This window comes from Trinickia symbiotica (genome assembly GCF_003028655.1).
Taxonomy (GTDB): Bacteria; Pseudomonadota; Gammaproteobacteria; order Burkholderiales; family Burkholderiaceae; genus Trinickia; species Trinickia symbiotica_A.
Map to the genome: position 1 here is coordinate 1 of NZ_PYUC01000031.1, position 18,261 is coordinate 18,261.

13 protein-coding genes and 1 tRNA gene are annotated in these 18,261 nt (G+C 57.1%); 6 read left to right on the plus strand and 8 right to left on the minus strand.

What is annotated here, in order from left to right; genetic code table 11:
- The first annotated feature begins 116 nt into the window (after nt 1-116).
- The 3 genes from tnpB to C9I57_RS31720 are packed head-to-tail and all read left to right on the plus strand — an operon-like array spanning nt 117 to nt 2,518.
- Nucleotides 117-269, plus strand: coding sequence for an IS66 family insertion sequence element accessory protein TnpB (gene tnpB, locus C9I57_RS33745; RefSeq protein WP_219909921.1), 153 nt, complete (start codon nt 117-119; stop codon nt 267-269).
- A gap of 29 nt (nt 270-298) precedes the next feature.
- On the plus strand, nt 299-1,879 hold the full coding sequence (gene tnpC, locus C9I57_RS31715) for an IS66 family transposase (RefSeq protein ID WP_107154460.1): 1,581 nt from the start codon (nt 299-301) through the stop codon (nt 1,877-1,879).
- A 42-nt stretch (nt 1,880-1,921) separates the two neighbouring features.
- Nucleotides 1,922-2,518 (plus strand): plasmid pRiA4b ORF-3 family protein, encoded by a 597-nt coding sequence (locus C9I57_RS31720; protein ID WP_107154470.1) that lies wholly within the window; start codon nt 1,922-1,924, stop codon nt 2,516-2,518.
- A 242-nt stretch (nt 2,519-2,760) separates the two neighbouring features.
- On the opposite strand, the gene C9I57_RS31725 is transcribed toward C9I57_RS31720, so the two are convergent.
- The 5 genes from C9I57_RS31725 to hsdR all read right to left on the minus strand — a co-directional run bounded on the left by C9I57_RS31725 (nt 2,761) and on the right by hsdR (nt 12,167).
- A complete protein-coding gene (locus C9I57_RS31725) occupies nt 2,761-4,680 on the minus strand; it encodes a restriction endonuclease (RefSeq protein ID WP_107154461.1) in 1,920 nt (639 codons plus the stop codon).
- Nucleotides 4,681-4,890: 210 nt separating this feature from the next.
- Nucleotides 4,891-7,245, minus strand: a complete 2,355-nt coding sequence (locus C9I57_RS31730) for a restriction endonuclease subunit S (RefSeq protein ID WP_107154462.1) — start codon at nt 7,243-7,245, stop codon at nt 4,891-4,893.
- Nucleotides 7,238-8,278 (minus strand): PDDEXK nuclease domain-containing protein, encoded by a 1,041-nt coding sequence (locus C9I57_RS31735; protein ID WP_107154463.1) that lies wholly within the window; start codon nt 8,276-8,278, stop codon nt 7,238-7,240. Before C9I57_RS31735 ends, C9I57_RS31730 begins: the two co-directional genes overlap by 8 nt.
- Nucleotides 8,275-9,753 (minus strand): type I restriction-modification system subunit M, encoded by a 1,479-nt coding sequence (locus tag C9I57_RS31740; RefSeq protein WP_107154464.1) that lies wholly within the window; start codon nt 9,751-9,753, stop codon nt 8,275-8,277. The genes C9I57_RS31735 and C9I57_RS31740 overlap by 4 nt, the downstream gene beginning before the upstream one ends.
- Before the next feature lie 20 nt (nt 9,754-9,773).
- The gene (gene hsdR, locus C9I57_RS31745) at nt 9,774-12,167 is read right to left on the minus strand and encodes an EcoAI/FtnUII family type I restriction enzme subunit R (RefSeq protein WP_107154465.1); all 2,394 of its coding nucleotides are present in this window, start codon (nt 12,165-12,167) and stop codon (nt 9,774-9,776) included.
- Nucleotides 12,168-12,815: 648 nt separating this feature from the next.
- Here hsdR and C9I57_RS31755 point away from each other — a divergent pair.
- From C9I57_RS31755 to C9I57_RS31765, 3 genes are read left to right on the plus strand one after another with little or no spacing between them, the layout of a single operon-like run.
- A complete protein-coding gene (locus C9I57_RS31755; protein ID WP_107154466.1) occupies nt 12,816-14,516 on the plus strand; it encodes a TIGR04141 family sporadically distributed protein in 1,701 nt (566 codons plus the stop codon).
- Nucleotides 14,513-14,749 carry a hypothetical protein gene (locus C9I57_RS31760; protein WP_146166300.1) on the plus strand — a complete coding sequence of 79 codons (237 nt, stop codon included), beginning with the start codon at nt 14,513-14,515 and terminating at the stop codon, nt 14,747-14,749. Before C9I57_RS31755 ends, C9I57_RS31760 begins: the two co-directional genes overlap by 4 nt.
- Nucleotides 14,750-14,754: 5 nt before the next feature.
- Nucleotides 14,755-16,611: an endonuclease NucS domain-containing protein gene (locus tag C9I57_RS31765; RefSeq protein WP_107154468.1), complete on the plus strand. Its 1,857-nt coding sequence runs from the start codon at nt 14,755-14,757 to the stop codon at nt 16,609-16,611.
- 201 nt (nt 16,612-16,812) lie between these two features.
- On the opposite strand, the gene C9I57_RS31770 is transcribed toward C9I57_RS31765, so the two are convergent.
- The 3 genes from C9I57_RS31770 to C9I57_RS31780 all read right to left on the minus strand — a co-directional run bounded on the left by C9I57_RS31770 (nt 16,813) and on the right by C9I57_RS31780 (nt 18,258).
- On the minus strand, nt 16,813-17,595 hold the full coding sequence (locus C9I57_RS31770; RefSeq protein ID WP_258187925.1) for a tyrosine-type recombinase/integrase: 783 nt from the start codon (nt 17,593-17,595) through the stop codon (nt 16,813-16,815).
- A gap of 193 nt (nt 17,596-17,788) precedes the next feature.
- A tRNA-Ala gene (locus C9I57_RS31775) sits at nt 17,789-17,864 on the minus strand.
- A gap of 79 nt (nt 17,865-17,943) precedes the next feature.
- On the minus strand, nt 17,944-18,258 hold the full coding sequence (locus tag C9I57_RS31780; RefSeq protein ID WP_258187926.1) for a c-type cytochrome: 315 nt from the start codon (nt 18,256-18,258) through the stop codon (nt 17,944-17,946).
- Nucleotides 18,259-18,261 lie beyond the last annotated feature (3 nt).

Below are 18,261 nucleotides of genomic sequence, written 5' to 3' on the forward strand. Positions count from 1 at the left end.
GCCAGAGCGGTTATAGCGTTCACCGACGCAAACGAGCTGCCGGCCGCTAAACGGATGGAAGGGATGGGTTATGCGGACAAGCTGCGTCGAGGCCGCGGAAAGGCCTGCATTCCGAGGTGAGTTACAAGCGACTCGAGAAGGGACGTTTCATATGGCCGCAAGCCGACAGCGGCGTCATTTGCTTAAGCCCGGCACAACTGTCGATGCTGCTCGAAGGCATTGACTGGCGGCAGCCCACGCGAACAGCGCGACCGACCTCGGCGTTGTAAACGTCATCGCGGGCGCGTAAACTGCGCCCATGACGCGCGCGATCCCACTTCCCGACGACGTTGAAACGCTCAAGGCCATGCTGCTCGAGCAGACAGCGACGCTTCGCGAGCGCGAGGCTCAAGTGGCCAAACTACAAGAGAGGGTCGATTCGCAAGAAGCTGCACTGGCTTCGCGGGCAGCCGAGATCGAGCACCTGAAGCTGCTCATTGCCAAGCTTCGACGCATGCAGTTCGGCCGCAAATCGGAGAAGCTGGATCGTCAGATCGAGCAGCTTGAGCTACGCCTCGAGGATTTGCAGGCCGACGAAGGCGCCGCTCCCATCGAGATCCCGAAGACGGCGCGCACCGCGCCGGAAGTCCCACAGCGCAAACCGTTGCCCGAGCATCTGCCGCGCGAGACGCGCACCTATCTGCCGGAATCGGCAGAGCGTTGCACGAAATGCGGTGCTGCGATGAAGCAACTCGGCGAAGACGTTTCGGAACAGCTCGAATACGTACCTGCAAGCTTCAGGGTGATCCGCCACGTACGGCCGAAGTTCGCATGTTCCTGCTGCGATCACATCGCGCAGGCAGCAGCGCCGAGCCGCCCAATCGAGCGCGGTTTGGCGGGGGCGGGCTTGCTCGCACACGTACTCGTCTCCAAGTTCGCTGACCACGTTCCGCTTTACCGGCAATCGGTCATCTATGCGCGCGAAGGCGTTGAGCTCGATCGCTCGCTGCTCGCCAAGTGGGTTGGCCATAGCGCGACCTTGCTGCAACCGCTGGTCGAATCGATTCGGCGCCACGTGATGGCGGCGTCGAAGTTGCACGCCGATGACACGCCCGTGCCGGTGCTCGCGCCTGGTAACGGCACCACCAAGACCGGACGACTATGGGTGTACGTACGCGACGATCGACCGTCAGGCGACGCAACACCGGCTGCCGTATGGTTTGCCTATACGCCTGACCGCAAGGGCATTCATCCGCAGCAGCATCTTGCAGCGTTTGCCGGCACGCTACAGGCCGATGCCTACGGCGGCTATCAAGCCATCTACGAAACCGGACGCGTATTCGAAGCAGCGTGTTGGGCTCATGCGAGGCGACAGATATACGAGCTGCACGCGGCTCGACCGAATGCCTTCAACACCGAAGCACTCGAGCGAATTGGCGCGCTCTATAAAATCGAAGAGGTCATCCGCGGCAAGCCTCCCGATGAACGTCGAGCCTATCGCCAGACGCACGCCAAACCGTTACTCGATCAGCTTCACATTTGGCTGAGCGAAGTGCTCGACACGCTCTCGCGCAAATCCGATACGAGCCGCGCGATTCTTTACGCCCTCAACCGCTGGGCGGCGTTGACGCGCTACTGCGATGATGGGCGACTTGAGATCGATAACCTATCGGTCGAGCGCGCTCTGCGCGGGGTTGCGATCGGCCGCCGGAATTACCTCTTTGCCGGTGCCGATTCTGGAGGCGAACGCGCTGCCGCGATTTATAGCTTGATCGGCTCGGCCAAATTGAACGACCTCGATCCCGAGGCCTACCTGCGCCATGTGCTTGCACACATCGCAGAGCATCCGATCAACCGCATTGACGAACTCCTGCCGTGGAACGTGAAGGCTGACGCATAGTGAGGCGATAATAGCGCTCGCCCTTTGCTTCTCGCCGATCCCATGGCTAAGTCCTTCCGGCTGTACACCCTTCACGCTCAGATTCGCGACATCAACCCGCCGATCTGGCGCCGCATTCAGATCGAAGGATCCGCCTCGTTGCGAAGAGTGCATCACACCCTGCAGGCTGCGTTCGGCTGGACTGATTCGCACCTGCACGAGTTCGAGATCGACGACAAAATTTATGCAATGTTCGACCTCGATGATGTCCTCGAATCGATGGATCCAGACAACACCTTCGACGATCGCAAAGCCAAGCTGGAGAAAGCCGTCTATCCCGGCGTAAAGTTCGTCTACAAGTACGACTTCGGCGATGGCTGGGAGCACGACATCGTCGTAGAGAAAGTCCAGTTCATCGAAGGCGAGCCGAAGGGCTGCGCGCACATCGTCGATGGAGAACGTGCTTGCCCGCCAGAAGATGTCGGCGGTCCGTTCGGCTATCAGCAGTTCCTCGATACGCTACGCGATGATCCGGACAGCGAAGAAGCCAACGATTACCGGATCTGGACGGGCAACGACTTCAACGCCGAGCTATTCGATCGTCGTGCCGCGAACGCGGCGCTGTTACGCATGGCTTGGAATCGCTGGGGCGGAAAGTAAGTTCCGTCAACACGGTATCGGCGCAGCGCTTACTCCAAACCAGATTAAGGACACGAAGAATCGCGACCAATTCCTCGTTACAGTTACAGAAAAAACTCACCTTTCCCGGTCGCACGGCGCTCCTCGCGGCTGAGCCAGCCAAGGTGTCGAGCGACGTGGCAACGCGTCCGGACAGGCTCATCGCGACAGAAATCGACACGCCTCACGCCTTTAAAACGGAGGTAAGAAACGCCGTCAGCTTCTCATCTAGTCGCGAATACTGAACAGAGCAAATCCTCTTTGACTCTTTCTGCGATCGGTCGCAATTGATGTGCGACGTAGTCATGCTCTGCCAAATCGATTTCCCCCTTCTCTCTAAAGATCTGAATCAGACAGCGAAAAGCTCTTTCAAGCCCGTTAGCCCGACAAAAATATTCAGGCTGTTCACGAATAAGCCGCTCTATATCTTCTTCGAGACACTCCGCCATGAGCTGGAAGTTTGAAGCTATGTACCTGCGGTCACCTTCGCCAACGTCAGCAAGGTGCCGTCGAACCAGCTTCAGTACAGATGCAGTCATCGCCGGAGGGATCCGACTACCAAGCCTCGCATGGAAATGGCTTTGGTAATACGTGATCTCCCTCGTAAGGTGCTCGAGAGTCTGTGAGCTTCCGACCGTATAGGTTGGTAAATGTGCGAGAGAAATCAGCTCGCACTCGTATGGCCTACTGACACGAGGTTCGGGCTTGAACCACGAGGAACGGCCAGGAATTTTCGCGTGCTTTCGGCGAGCCCAATCCTCGACCCAGGGTTTCAGCGTGCCGAACACCCAGTGATGGGTGTACTCGGCATCCCAAGCGTGATCAGGGCCAAACTCAAGTGCTTCGGGGTTCAAATCTTGAAGAGGCCGCCACACAAGCGTAAGACTGCTTTCCCATTGGGCCGCCAGCCCTTCTTCTGGATATGCCCAAAGCATGACGTGATAGCCGGCCTTGAGTCCATGTCGATCGGCGTCCAACCATACCTTTACCATCGCGCCGGATCGGTCAAAAATGTGTTGCGCGCTACTGCCGTTGGCGTAGTCGTGTTCACTGGCAAACTCTAGCATCATCGTCCAATCGCGGCGACGAATCAAACCGATTGCAAATCCCAACTCCTCTCCGTGATGACGCTCGAATCTGCGAAAACGCCACTTCCGTTCGAGCTGGTCAGCCGCATCCAGAAAACGCGCCCAAGCCTTATAAAATATCCAGTCGAGATGCTCTACCTCTTCTTCATTCAAAGTGACACGCGTACTGTGCGTCGCCAAAACAAAGCGGCCGGGAGTCCACGACTTTGTCACGTAGGGTCGGTCATCGCTGTTTGAAGGTACATAGGCACGCCACTGCAACCAGTGCGTCAGGAGGTCGCCTCCTACAGAAAACGAAATGCCCGTCAGATCTGAGCGTGCGAAGTTAAAAATCCCTCCAAAATGAGGGAAGCGCTCACTCGGCAAGTTGAAGCAAACACAAACCGTTTCATTCTCTAACGTAAGCTGTCGATCAAATAGAGACTCGAACTTCGACCGGTATCGAGCAGGATACATGTCGTCAGCTCTCTTGGTGCAGAAGCGCGCTGCGTGCTCTGGACTAAAGAATTGAGTGACGATGCCAGGTAGGGTTCGTAGCCGTTGATCAAGCTCGTCTGCAGCCCAAAGCTCACCTTCGATGCCATAAACTTTGAGCTCGTTTTCTAGCTCCAGCCATGCGTCAAGAAGCTTAGTGTCGCGCAATATCGTCGCGACACAAAGGATGTACTTTCCCACACCGGCAACGCGATTTCCTTGCAGAAACTCACGCACCCACTTTTTCAATGAGCTGCTGGTAATACGCTTCCATCGCTTGCATTGTGCAACAACGTATTTACCGTCATCGACTCTTGTAGCGACAATATCGATACCATCCTGGTCCTGCCCGAACACGCCGTACCGGAAGGCTTGACGAATCTTAAGGTCCGGTGCCTCCCGTAGAATGTGAGCACAAAGACTTTCAAAATCCGGCCATTGTATTGTCTCGTATGGCAGCGACTCGACCAGTGGCGTTAAGAGCGGAACGTTCGCCCTGGAGCGCTGTGAAAGGAGGTCGTGTAGCGAGATCTCCCGCCGATCCTCTGGTTGGTCGCCGATGGTTCTGGTTTGGTCGTCCACTTCGGAGTCTCTGAATTTGTGTCGAAATCTATCGCAACAACGTCTGCATGACCTGCCCCTGCAATTTCATCAACACCGTTCAGGCCGAAAATCCTTGTCGCACAGGCTTTGAAGATTGTTCAGGTTGGACTATCGCGTACTAAAAAAATCAAAATGTCTGATCTTTCCCAATGCCCACCATTGATCCACCCGCTACACGGTACGAATTCTTCAGGTGAGCTGCAGTCGAGACTGCTGTACCGTTCTAGGTGACCGTCCCAACGGCACGAATTTTTCCTTGCGCAACCACTTGAGCCATCGATGAAGCTCTTCTGATGTGAATCGCGCTTTTCTGGCATGCCAGTTTTCCCGCATATCGGCAACGATCTGTTCATCCTTCGGCTGAATGCCATCGATTAGAAAATCGTTCCAGACAGCAAAAAGCGTAGCAATGATCTCTATCTCCTCTGTCTTCTTGTCTGCCAGGGCATAGATCAGGCGGTCAAATTCGGCCCTCTTATCGGGCGATATCAGTGCTTCAGTTTTTTCCACGAGCTCCGACAATGCCGACAAGCAACGATACTCGGTCTTTTTTCTGCCACTTGGCAGGGATCTTTCATTGACCTCAAACCAGCCTTGATTTTGTCCTTGTCGCTCAAAATCATAGATCCAGGTGTCTAGTGGTCCCGCGGCTTCGCGCTCGGGTTTGAGATCCAGAGGTAACCCAATATGTGCTTGGGCCAAATACATCACCTTGGCGGCAGCGGTTCGGCCGAAATACTGAGCGTTGGCGAGCTTTTTGATGACATAGCAGCCAATCGCGGCGCGATAGGAAGTCAAGTCAATAATCTCGGCCGCCTTCTTATACCGCCCCGCGATAGTCCGATTTTCTTCATACATTGCTTGTAATTGGGCGCGTGCTAGCCCATTCAGAAGTTCGGCTTGCTTCTGAGTAGCATCACGAATCTGACGTTCCAGCGAATCGCACATGGCCATCAATTTATCAATTTTTGCAACGATACGATGTTGCTCCTGCAATGGCGGAAGCGGGACGATCATCTCTCCTACGTCACTTAGCCGAAAGCTATTTTTGATCCCCCGTTGGGGCGCATCGAATTGCTCTTTAGCAAATGGTGACCGCATCAATTCCGCAAAATACCTATTTCTGCACAATGGCATAAATCTAAGGAGGCACGTGTGTTGATTAATGTATGCCTCTCCAAAATTTTCAGGTATCAATCCAAGATTTCCAACATCCCCAGTGATAGAAATTAGAAGATCCCCTTCTTGAAGCTTGGTTCTCGATCCTTCACCATCAACAGGTGGCAATACGTACCGGATTGCGTCCATTCGCAGTTGATAGCTTCCACGGGCAAGATTGCCCATCGTTACAAACACCGCACCCGCTTCCGAATAATATTTAGCCCAATCACGCGAGCCGGAGGTTATAAGTTCGGCTATATCCCAAACTCTTATCCACTCCCATCCTCGCGGCAATGCATAGGGTTTTTCTTTCTCCGTGACCGGAGACAATGACTTGGGCTGCTTGATCTTGCCTTCTTTCACCAGTCGTTGTTTTTCGGCTTCGATCGCTTTCAACAACTCACTGGCCGGACGATCGTTCGAGTTCTGCCGGACGAGCTTGCCCATCACCGCCAGTTGCAGGATCGCCTTGCGGAGTTCTTCAACGTTTTCCTTGACGGTGTAGAACTCACCAAAATGTTCGGCGAGGAAGACTTGGGCACGCCGATACTGATCAGGCTCGACTATGTTCAGCAGTTGCTTCATAGCGGCGATATGTACGGTTCTGAGCCTTCCCAGCTGAGCAGCGCGCAGTTTTTCCAGTTCATCGCAGCGCGTCATCAGTTCATCGACTTTTTCGACGATGCGGTGCTGTTCTCTAAGCGGAGGTAATGGGACCAACAGCTTTTCCATTCGCTCCTTAGTCATGTGAAGCATGGCTATGCCGCTGCCGGAAGCCTTTATCTTGTCCGTAGCATCAAGAAGGAAGTTGTACAGGAAGGCCTTTTCAGGCGCCGCCGGCATGAAAAACTTCAACTTCCAGATATGGTAATGATAGATGACACGCTCACCCTGCCAGATAAACGGCCCAAAGGATGCTGACCAAGCATAGATAAGATCACCATTCTCTATGTATTTGTCTTCTTCAAGATCAAGGTTCGAGTAGTACCAGTGTTTTGAGGTAAATAAATTCCCAACCCTCAAAACCGGCGTTCCGGTACTTAGCAGCTCGTTCTGCTTATATGCCCGTCCATTCTGGACTTCAACTAGCTCACCAAACCTCACCCACTCCCACCCCTGCGGCAATGCATAGGGCTTCTCATCTTCCGCTAGCGGCGGCAATGGCTTGGGTTTCTTGATCTTGCCTTCCTTCACCCGCCGCTGTTTCTCGGCCTCGATCTCCAACAGCAGTTCGCTGGCGGGCTGGTCGTTCTGGTCTTGCGGCACCAGCCGGCCCTGCATAGCCAGCGTCAAGATCAGCTCGCGCAGTTTTTTGATGCCATCGGGCGCAGCAAAGGCTTTGTCGAAGTGCTTTTCCAGTAGTTCGGCGGCGTGCTTATTCATGCTCGCCTCCCAGTTCGCGCTCGATCTGTTCGATGCTGGGCAGGCTGGTTTGCAATTCTTCAGGCAGGGATTCGATCAATTGGTATTCCGCCACGCCGATGGGCTGGCTCTTGTCGCGCAATGCGTATTCGGCCACCACGGTGTTTTTGCTCTTGCAGAGCAACAGACCGATGGTGGGATTGTCGTGCTCGGCCTTGACCTGCATGTCCACGGCGGTGAGATAGAAGCTCAACTGGCCGAGATGTTCGGGTTTGAACTTCTCGGCTTTCAACTCGATTACCACGTAGCAGCGCAGCTTGAGGTGGTAGAACAACAGGTCGATGAAGAAATCGTCACCGCCCACTTCCAGATGAACTTGGCGGCCGACGAACGCGAAACCTGCACCCAGCTCCAGCAGGAACTGGGTGATGTGCTTGACCAGCGCCGCCTCGATTTCCCGTTCATTGGCCTCCTGGCCGACATCCAGGAAGTCGAACAGGTACGGATCCTTGAGGGACTGCCGAGCCAGATCGGTCCCCGGTGCTGGCAGACGATCAGCGAAGTTGGTAATCGCCTGCCCCTCCCGTTCCAGCAACCGGGATTCGATATGGATTTCCAGTGTGGCGCGCGACCAACCCTGCTCCACGGCACGTCGGGCGTAGGCCAAGCGCTGTTCTGGCTGTTTTAGCTTGGCCAGCAACACCAGATTGTGGCCCCACGGCAATTGTCCAACAGCCTGTTGGACAATTGCCGCGTCCGGCCAGGCGTCGGCGAAAGAGCGCATGTACATGAGGTTGGCGCGGGAAAAGCCCTTCATCTCGGGAAAGGCCGTCCTCAGGTCATGCGCCAGCCGCTCGATGACCTTAGCCCCCCAGCCTTGCTTAGCCTGCCGCTGCAGGATGTCACGGCCGATCTGCCAGTAGAGCAGTACCAGTTCGCGATTAACGGCCAGTGCGGCACGTTGCTGCGCACTATGAATGCGGTTCTTCAGCTCGCCCAGCCAGTTGGCGTAGCCTTCCGGCGCAGGAACGAGGGACACGGGCTTGTCGCTCATGCCGCCCCCCCGCTCGTGGACTTGAGTGCTGCCAGCAGTTCGGCTTTCAGCGCCTGTTGAGCGGCCTTCAACTGGCGGCTGATGTCCTGATATTCGGCCATCAGTTGGTCCGGGTCACCGAGTTCGACTACTACCTCGTGCGGGTTCTTGCAGTCTAGGTTGTAGTTGCGAGCGGCAAGGTCCTTGGCTGAGACCTTCCAGGCATGCTCAGTGGTCTTGCGCCCCTTGCGTTGTGGGGCGCCCCACCAGGCTTTCTCGCGATCGAACTCTTCGATAGTCAGCGGCTTGGAACGGGAGTAGCTCTTGTAGCCTTCCGGGTAGGGATGGTCGAAGAACCACACTTCCTGTGTGGGGCCGCCCTTCTCGAAGAACATGATGTTGGTGGCAATGCTGGTGTAGGGGGCGAACACGCCTTTTGGCAGGCGCACGATGGTGTGCAAGTTGAACTCTTCGAGCAGTTCGCGCTTGAGCGTAGTCTTCACCCCCTCTCCGAACAGGAAGCCGTCGGGCAGCACCACCGCGGCACGGCCCGTGTCGTGCTTGAGCAGGTGCATGATCAACGCCATGAACAGGTCGGCGGTCTCGCGGGTCTGATGCTTGGCGAGGAAGTTCTTCTCAATACCGTCCTCTTCCATGCCACCAAACGGTGGGTTGGTGATGATGATGTCCACCCGGTCGCGCGGGCCATAGTCCTTGAAGGGGCGGGAGAGGGTATTGTCGTGGCGGATACGGGTAGGCACGTCGATGCCGTGCAGCATCATGTTGGTCATGGCCAGCATATGCGGCAGAGGCTTCTTCTCGACCCCGTGGATGTCCTCTTGCAACAGCCGGTTGTCTTCCGGTGTCTTGACCTGCTTCTTGAGATGCTCGATGGCGCAGGTCAGGAAGCCGCCCGTTCCGCAGGCCGGGTCAAGAATGCTCTCGCCCAATTTCGGGTCGAGAATATCAACCATGAACTGCGTGACCGCACGCGGAGTATAGTATTCGCCGGCATTTCCCGCCGACTGTAGGTCAGCGAGGATTTTCTCGTAGATGTCGTTGAACAGGTGCCTGTCGCTGGATTTGTTGAAATCCACGTCTTCTTCGATCGTATTGATCACCTGGCGAAGCAGCGTGCCGGACTTCATGTAGTTGTAAGCGTCTTCGAACACCGAGCCGACTACACGGCCAGCCGCCGATACGCCCGCCTTGGTGGCGAGTTGTTTCAACGATGGAAAGAGGTCGTTGTTGACGAAGTCGATCAATTCCTCGCCGGTCATGCCCTCGGGGTCTTTGGCCCAGTTGCTCCAGCGAAAACGGCTTTGCAACGGCGAGCGATAGTTAGACAGCGTGGCATCCCATTCCTGCTCTTTGTCATCGAAAATCTTTAAGAACAGCAACCAGCAGATCTGGCTGATACGCTGGGCGTCGCCATCGACACCGACATCCTTACGCATGATGTCCTGGATGGATTTGATAAGAGTGGCGAGAGACATAGCTACTTCCTGATTTCTGTTCAGGCGCGGTAGAGCTCACGTTCGAGCTCATTGACGGCCTCTTGATATTGATCTTTGCCGCCAAAGGCTCGGATCAGCTCTATGGGCGTGCCCAGACGGTTGAACGGGGCGATGGTGAGGATTTGCGTTTCCTCGATCGCGGCCACACCCTCGTCAGCGTACTTGTCGAGCAGGGCTTCGAGCACCTTTTGCGCTTGCTCACCGTAGTTGGCGAAGTAATGACGTTTCTTGACCTGTTCGGCGCGCTCCCTGCGAGTCAGTGGAGGTTGGTCCCAGGCGACGTGGCATAGAAGATCGAAGGGGTCGAAGTCCTTACCGGATTGCTTGCCGACCTCTTCGGCCAAGGCCTCGAAGAAGACTCCCTGATTGGCCAGCTCGTCGATGACGGCTTGCTTCTTCTCGGCCTTACCCCAGTGGCGCAGGAAGTCATCGAGCGAGGCGAACTCCTTGGCCAAAGCGCTGCGGGTGTAATCCTTCAAGGATTGAGTGATCAGCTTGCCGTTGGCGTCGAAATACTGCACCCGTTCGGCCACCACCTTGACGTCGACGTTGGCGACAACATAGCGGCGAACGCCACTGCTTTCCTCGCCCGGAAAAGGCGAGGCCGGGCCACCATGCGGCGTCGTATTGTCGTCTGCTGTCGGATAAGTGACGTCCTCGTCGGACGAGGCGTCCTCCTCCGCTCCGTCTTCGGGGGGAACGGGCGAATCCTCGGGGCTCGGCTCATAGATTTGCACCGGATCGCCGTCGAAGGCAGGATCGGCAAACAGCTCAGTCGCTTTCTTGAAATCGAGGATGGTGAACCAGTACTTGTCGAAATCCTCGTTAATGCGTGTACCCCGGCCGATGATCTGCTTGAATTCGGTCATGGACTGGATGCGCTGGTCCAGCACGATAAGCTTGCAGGTCTGGGCATCGACACCCGTGGTCATTAGCTTGGAGGTGGTCGCAATGACCGGGTATTTGCTTTCCGGGAAGATGAAGTTGTCCAACTCCATCTTGCCTTCTTCATTATCGCCGGTGATGCGAACGACATAGCGATGACTCTGAGCGACCAAGTCGGCGTTTTCATTGACCAGGGCCTGGCGCATGCGTTCGGCATGATCGATGTTGTCGCAGAAGACGATGGTCTTGTCGAAGCGGTTGCTCGCTTTCAGGTATTCGCTGATCTCGTGCGCCACCAGTTGCGTGCGTTGTTCCAACACCAGCGTGCGATCGAAATCACGCTGGTTGTAGATGCGATCTTCGATCTCGTTACCGTGCTTGTCGAGCATCCCCTTGTCGGGACGCCAGCCGGTCAGATCTTTGTCGAGGTCAATGCGCACCACCTTGTAGGGTGCGAGGAAGCCGTCATCGATGCCCTGACGCAGCGAGTAGGTGTAGATGGGCTCGCCGAAATAGTCGATGTTGGAAACCTCCCTGGTTTCCTTGGGCGTGGCTGTCAGGCCGATCTGCGTGGCGTAGTTGAAGTACTCCAGAATCTCGCGCCAGGCGGAGTCCACAGCGGCGCTGCCCCGGTGGCATTCATCGATAACTATCAGGTCGAAGAAATCCGGGCTGAATTGCTTGTAGATGTTCTGTTCTTCTTCGGTGCCGGTAACGGCCTGGTAAAGCGACAGATAGATCTCATACGACTTGTTGGCCTGCCGCTTTTGGATCTTGGTCATCGCCGCGCCGAACGGCTTGAAGTCGTTGGTCATGGTCTGATCGACTAGAATGTTGCGATCAGCCAGAAAGAGGATGCGTTTCTTGGTACGCGACTTCCACATGCGCCAGATGATCTGGAAGGCGGTATAGGTCTTGCCTGTCCCCGTGGCCATCACCAGCAGGATGCGTTTCTGCTCCTTGGCAATCGCCTCGATAGTCTTGTTGATGGCGAGCAACTGGTAGTACCGAGGCGTCTTGTTGCTGCCGTCACTGTAGTAGTCCTGGACAACCAACGCCTGTTGCTGCGTGTTCAGCCCCTGATGCTCTGCCCACCATTGCCACAGCGTATCGACGCTGGGGAACTCGTCCAGGCTCAGTTCGCGCTCGATGACACCGTCCTTGGCGATCTTGTTGTGGAAAAGGAAGCCATCGCCATTGCTGCTGAACACGAAAGGCACTTGCAGCATTTCGGCATAGCCGAGGGCCTGTTGCATGCCCGAGCCGACTGCATGCTTGTTGTCCTTGGCTTCAATGACGGCGATGGGCAGGTTGGGCTTGTGGAACAGCACATAGTCGGCCCGCTTGTGCTGGCCACGAGTATGCAGTTTGCCGCGCACGATGATTCGGCCCTTGGTCAGCAGGAATTCTTCTCGCACCTGGGTCAGCACGTCCCATCCGGCCTTTTCCAAGGCGGGTGTGATGAACTTCGTGCAGATGTCCCTTTCACTGAGCATCTGCTTATTCATTGGGCGCTCTTCCTAGACAGTGCCTGTTTCACGTTGGGCTCCCCGTATGCCTGCTTGCCTGTTCCCTCGCGCTCCTGCGTCGGCCACAGCGATATCAGCCCTTTCGCCCACGAACATCAATCAAGCAGGAGCCAAGAATTCAGTCGCCAGCGCCGTTGCTTGGGCCGTAGCACGCGCCTGCTGTCGTCTGAGAGCACCGCGGCCAGCGATGCCAGAGACCGGAACCAGATGCCGGGAATCTCACGTCTCAAAGGCGCGAGCCGTCCGATTGCCGAACGCCGACGATGCAGAGCTCCAAGAGCGTAAACCCACGTCGGGTCGTGATTATATCAGTGGATGATAATCGTCGTCGAGGCAACTACTATCGACAACTCTGCAACGCAGTTGCAGTGTCGGCACCAACTCAAACCAATCAGCCCTCCACGACTGCGGCGGCGGTTCGGGGCGTCGTGACAAATCTGGCCACTCGCCGATCTCAGTGGCGCTTGACCGGTCTGGTTGATATCGCTGGACGCTTTTAAACTATACCGCCTTGGAGCTCACTTTCTATTGACATCGCATGTGAAAAGAGCAAAATTCCCGAACGAACCATGATGCAAATTAATGAGACCAAAAAATCCGAAACCGTGAATTCGGCGGGGGCAAACGATGGGAGCACATCAAGCTAAAAGCGAGCGTCTGACCATCTACCTGGTTAAAGATCCTACGCTTCTCGACGAGCAGATTGTTGATACCACCAAGGCAAAAAATCCCGTCGACTTGAAAATCTCGTCTGGGAGTGCTCGCTTATACGTCAAGAAGAGCCCGCCACCAACACAGCCTGCTTGGTCGAACTTTCTGATCGAGAATCAAGATGTGCCCGAAGATCTCTTCGAAGGCAGGCGCTCAGAAGGCGCGGTCCTCGTTTTTCGCAAGGACGACGCCGCCTTCGCACTGACGTTCGGGACAGGCTTTCACATGGTCGACCTTGACCTCGTGGTACGTGATTTTGGTCTTCGCGTGGCGCTCAATTCGTCGGATCCCGAGAGGCTGAGAAGTCTCGACAAATCAAGCTATGAATCGAACCCTTTGAACATGAGGAGCCAAAGTCCGAGGGGCGCCGACATCTTTGATTTGCTTATCAACACGGAAACCGACTTGGTCTATGCGATAACGGGGACATCGACCGAGCCATTGTTCGGCAGTCATGTCACCGGACGGGACGCTTTGACGATCACACCAGAGATCACCCTCGACGACTTGCCGGCTGTGCTCACTGAGGCCTTTCGCCGATACGACGAAAGATTGCCCGATCGCTTCTCATGGATCGAAGATCTGCGGCGAGTCAAAGACAGCGAGACGTTGGAAATACTAGATATGGAACTCTCAACGCTTTTGCGATCGGACCGCCTCCCCGATAACATCTGGCTCGGCGAACCAGAAATCGTCGACTGGGAGTCGCAGATTGGCTACTCTTTCGATCTGCGCGAACGAACCCTGATCCACAAGACCCTTCAGTTGCCAACCCTGATCGAATATATGGCAGAGCAAGGAGACGAGCCCACGGCCACAGCACTGAGAAGGCATCTGGTCTACGCCGTCGACGACCATTTCTATCCACTGAAGAAGTGGACGGCCTACCGGTGCCTGTATGCTGAAATCGCAAGCGGGCCGCAAACATACATCCTTCGGAATGGCGATTGGCATGCCATCAAGGAAAGCTTCATCCAACGAGTGGACGGGCAGCTTTCAAAGCTTGAAATCGACACGATCAAAATGCCGGTTTACAAACATGGCAGTGAAACCGAATACAATGCATGCGTCGCCGCCGATTCCGTCGGGTATGAACTGCTCGATCGAAAGACGGTTCAGTTTGGCGGCGTTTACGACAAGATCGAGTTTTGCGATCTGGTCCGGAACGGACGCGACCTGATCCACGTTAAAGTCTATAAGAACTCGGCGACGTTAAGTCATCTGTTTGCGCAAGGCAGCGTGGGGGCCGAGACATTCGTGGCGGACGAAGTTTTCCGAACGAAGCTCAACGAACAACTTCCGAAGGGAATCAAGCTCAAAGATCCTGCGGCGCGTCCGAACCCAGCTGATTATCGGGTCGTCTATGCCATCGTCACCGCGAAGGATATTCCTAAAACCCTGCCGTTCTTCTCGAAGGTGACGTTGAAGAACGCGATTGCCAGCCTTGGCGCCCTCGGCTTTAGCGTCGCCATCGCAAAGATCGAGATCGATCGCGAGTTCCTCAACACAGTCTCGTGCAAACCATCGCGCAGAACGCAAGCAGCGGCGCCCGACCTCGTCCGAAAGCCGCGGAGAGCGGGCAGACGATCAGAGCCGCCAGCGGCACCTCCGTCGTGATGCGCGGAATCGACGCCATCCCTCATGTCCGGTTGCGTGCGACGCAAACCCGCTTCGTTGACCCTTCTGCGCGCCGCTCGCGCACGATAACAATCGTCACGCGGCAGGTTCCCGACCGCGACGGCACCGAGGTCGTGGTCGAGTGCCATAATGCGCCAAGCGGCATCTCGCTTGAGGATCATGCGGCGGTCATCGCCTCCAGCCTCAACAACCATGTGACTTTCGTCGAGTAGCAGCTATGGCCAAGCCGAAGATCACTGAAGCCCAGATACGCGATCATCTCGCCTCGCATCTCGATCTGATCGAGCCCGCTCTGACACTGATCGATACGGAATTCCACCTGCCGAATCGTCGGGGCTCTTCCGGCTTCCTCGACATTTTCGCCCGCGACGGGGACGGCAAGCTTGTAATCATCGAGATCAAGCGCACCGACGCAGCAGCCCGCGAGGCGATCCAGGAACTCTACAAATATGTGCCGCTGTTGCGCGAGCGCTTCCTGGTCAAGGATACGGACGTTCGGCTGATCCTGCTGTCGGTGGAATGGCACGAGCTCGCAACGCCGTTCGCAGAATTTGCCGCGTTGGCGCCGTTTGAGGTGACTGTCGGCGAGATCGTCCTCGACGATGCCGGGACCCCGGTCGCGATCAATCCCGTGATGCCGGTGGTGGTCGCGACCGAGCGTAAGCTCGGCGTGCGGCATGTCCTTTGGGGCTTTCCCGACGAGGCGGCGGCGACGCGTGCGGTGACGTTGCTGAGCGAGCGGATCAAGCGCTCGGGCCTCACCGATTTCGTGCTGGTGCAGAGCCGCCCGACCAAGCCCGCCCTCGGCGGACGCTCGTTCCTCTATTTCGCGCAGCGCGAGCTTCGCTTCGAGGAATATCTGGCACTCATCGAGGCCAATTGCAGCGAGGATCAGCTCACCGAGTTTCGCGAGAGCATCGCCGATCTGACCGAGCTTGAGGACCGGGTGGCAGAGGCGTCGGACGCGGCTTGGCTCCATCCGCTGGGTTTGCCCTATCACGAAATCGGCGCTGATAGCGCAGACATCTCCAATCCAGAAAAGGGCGGGCGCTGGTTCGAGCAGGGCGCCCAGGACAACATCCAAGTTCACCGCTTCGGGCGCTTCGTCGACCAGTTGCTCAGCGATGCAACTATCATCGACGAAATCCGCGGCGATGGCGGCGAGTCTGATTTTCGACTGCGCTTTTCGGCGCGCACCGACTGCCCGCCGCAAATGAAGGCGCTGCGCGCGCGGGTCGAAAACATTTTCTTCTTCAACGAGGCGTGGCTGGGGACTGTCACCCAGCTGATTCGCTACGCCGAGCGTAAGCCGGGCCGCGCGCGGATGGAGCTGATCGCCTACAGCCCCGAGGACATCTTGCGCGCAATCGCCGCATCGGCGTTCGGCTTTCCCGGCTATGTCCCGACCTTCCGTCTGGACATCGAGCATGAGGGCGCAATCGAACGTTTCATAGGCCTGCCCGAATGGGACGGCTCGCCCCCCGACTTCGACAAGGTCATGGCAGAGCATTTTTCGGGCGATACCTTCGGTTATTTCCTCGCCTGCCATTTCGGCGAGAATCGGACGATGAACCGGGACATCATGACCGATCTCGGCTTGCGCTATGCGGTATTCCGCGAAACCGGCGGCAAGCCCGAGCGCGTGCGTGTCCAAGGGGCGTCGATCGTGCCGGTGAAGGGCGAGATCCGCTCGCTGAACCTCTTAATCCATGAGCATCACGAGGAGGTGGGCAAGCTCGTCGAGATCTTCATGACCGTCGATCAGGGCTTCGCGCAGACGATCCAGGAGTTCGTCAACAACGACCACAATGTTGCCGAGCGGCACCTGGCGGCGATGCTAGAGAACGTGCCGCGGCCAGAAGAAGAGCTCTATTGGCGCGGCGACATCGATAATTGCGATCTGTGCGGTCACTCTTTTGTGCCGCTTCGCTTCATGGTCGATGCGATCTTCAAGGGCGGAATCGGTGCCAATGTTTGCACACTCTGCTTCCTCCAGAGAGGGCGTGGGATCGGCACCGGGCGCGGCCAGGTGTATGAAGCAACGCCCAAGGGCTGGCTGCGCATCGCAGGATGAGTGAGTTCGTCGGGCGCAGCCCCAGCACGCGCGCCACCGCCCTGACCTCGCGGTCAAGGGCGGCCGAGCGGCGATTTCAGGGTCCGGCGGACGCCCCCGTCGTCTCGGGGTCGATGCTGACGAGCCCCCTACGCCCCGCATATAGGTCTTTGCGGCCGGCACAATTCGCTCCCATATGCCCGGTGAGTGCCCGCAACTCTTTCAGGATCTGCACCGCAGCTCAAGGTGCGCCCATTCGGCCTGTCTGAGTTCGCCGGGCCGCACAAACAGCAACGGCGCCAATTGGAGCGCAGCGCGTACGATAAGCGTCCCAGAGAAGCCATCAAATTCGCGCAGCGTCTCGCCGACCTTTACGGGATCAGTGATCGACGCGAAATGTGTGTGCCGGTTCGGTCGCAGCGCTCCACGTAGGACGGCGCTTACATTGCGAGTGGTGCGCCCTGTGGCCACGGCGTAGCGGAACATCTGCCCACAGTTCTGATGTAGTCGATGAGCAGCATCGTGAGCTCCGCGCAACTCGGCCCGACGTAGCACTTCGAGCACCTCAGGAAGCGTGATATCGGCAATGGGGCGTGACCCAAGCCACGGAAACAAGCCTTTCTTCAGCCGCCCCATGATCTTCTCGGAATGACTTGCGGCCCAACCTGGCGCCTGCCTCTCGAACCACTCCAATGCGACCGCCTCGAAGGTCGTCGCGGCATTCAGCCGGGCTAGGCGATTCTTCTCCTTCTTAGCCTGCCCCGGGTCAATGTCGTCGGCCAGCATCGCGCGCGCTTCGTCGCGCTTGCGACGCGCATGGGCGAGCGTGACGTCAGGATAGACGCCTAGCGCCAGTCGTTTTTCCCGGTCATTGAAGCGGTACTTGAGGCGCCAGTACTTTCCGCCGCCAGGCGTGATCTCGAAATACATGCCGCGACCGTCCGAGATGCGATATTTCTTCTCCCGCGGCGCGGCTCGGCGAACTTCCAGATCGGTAAGAGGCACGGGGGCGCCTCCGTGATGTGGGTGCACAAAATTCGGGCGAGCTAGGCAACCTGCCCGAATGCCCCCCAAGCCTGCGCCGAAATGCCCCCGACTGCAAACGGAACCCACGCTCCAAGAATGCAAACGAAAAACCCCGCGAGCCTTACGCTACGCGGGGTTTGTTGAATACTTCGGAACTGCCTGGAATATCGGTTGGTGGAGCGGAGGAGGATCGAACTCCCGACCTTCGCATTGCGAACGCGACGCTCTCCCAGCTGAGCTACCGCCCCAACGAAGCTGCGATTGTAGCACATGGGTTGCGGCCAATTGCAAGCGAGGGCGGCCGCAGCACCTATGCGGTGGGTCGAATCACTTGGAAGGTGCCCCTTCGAGCACCCACTGCACGACCGTCTTGATGTCCGCGTCACTCATCCGAGGATGCGCGGGCATAGGAATCACGCCCCAAACGCCGCTTCCGCCATCGCGAACCTTAGCTTCGAGCCGCTTCTGCGCCTGCGGATCACCCTTGTACTTCGCAGCAACCTGAGCAAACGCGGGCCCGACGAGCTTCCGATCGATCGCGTGGCATCCAAGACAGGCATTGCTACGCGCGACATCCAACCCAGCCGGCGCCGCCGCGGCACTCGCGCCAACCGGCCACCCCGCAACCACCGCAAGCCCCAACAC

Excerpts from the sequence above, each read along its gene's own strand:
- tnpC (WP_107154460.1), top strand. The coding sequence starts at position 299 with ATGACGCGCGCGATCCCACTTCCCGACGACGTTGAAACGCTCAAGGCC.
- C9I57_RS31720 (WP_107154470.1), top strand. The coding sequence starts at position 1,922 with ATGGCTAAGTCCTTCCGGCTGTACACCCTTCACGCTCAGATTCGCGAC.
- C9I57_RS31730 (WP_107154462.1), bottom strand. The coding sequence starts at position 7,245 with ATGAATAAGCACGCCGCCGAACTACTGGAAAAGCACTTCGACAAAGCC.
- C9I57_RS31735 (WP_107154463.1), bottom strand. The coding sequence starts at position 8,278 with ATGAGCGACAAGCCCGTGTCCCTCGTTCCTGCGCCGGAAGGCTACGCC.
- C9I57_RS31740 (WP_107154464.1), bottom strand. The coding sequence starts at position 9,753 with ATGTCTCTCGCCACTCTTATCAAATCCATCCAGGACATCATGCGTAAG.
- hsdR (WP_107154465.1), bottom strand. The coding sequence starts at position 12,167 with ATGAATAAGCAGATGCTCAGTGAAAGGGACATCTGCACGAAGTTCATC.
- C9I57_RS31755 (WP_107154466.1), top strand. The coding sequence starts at position 12,816 with ATGGGAGCACATCAAGCTAAAAGCGAGCGTCTGACCATCTACCTGGTT.
- C9I57_RS31765 (WP_107154468.1), top strand. The coding sequence starts at position 14,755 with ATGGCCAAGCCGAAGATCACTGAAGCCCAGATACGCGATCATCTCGCC.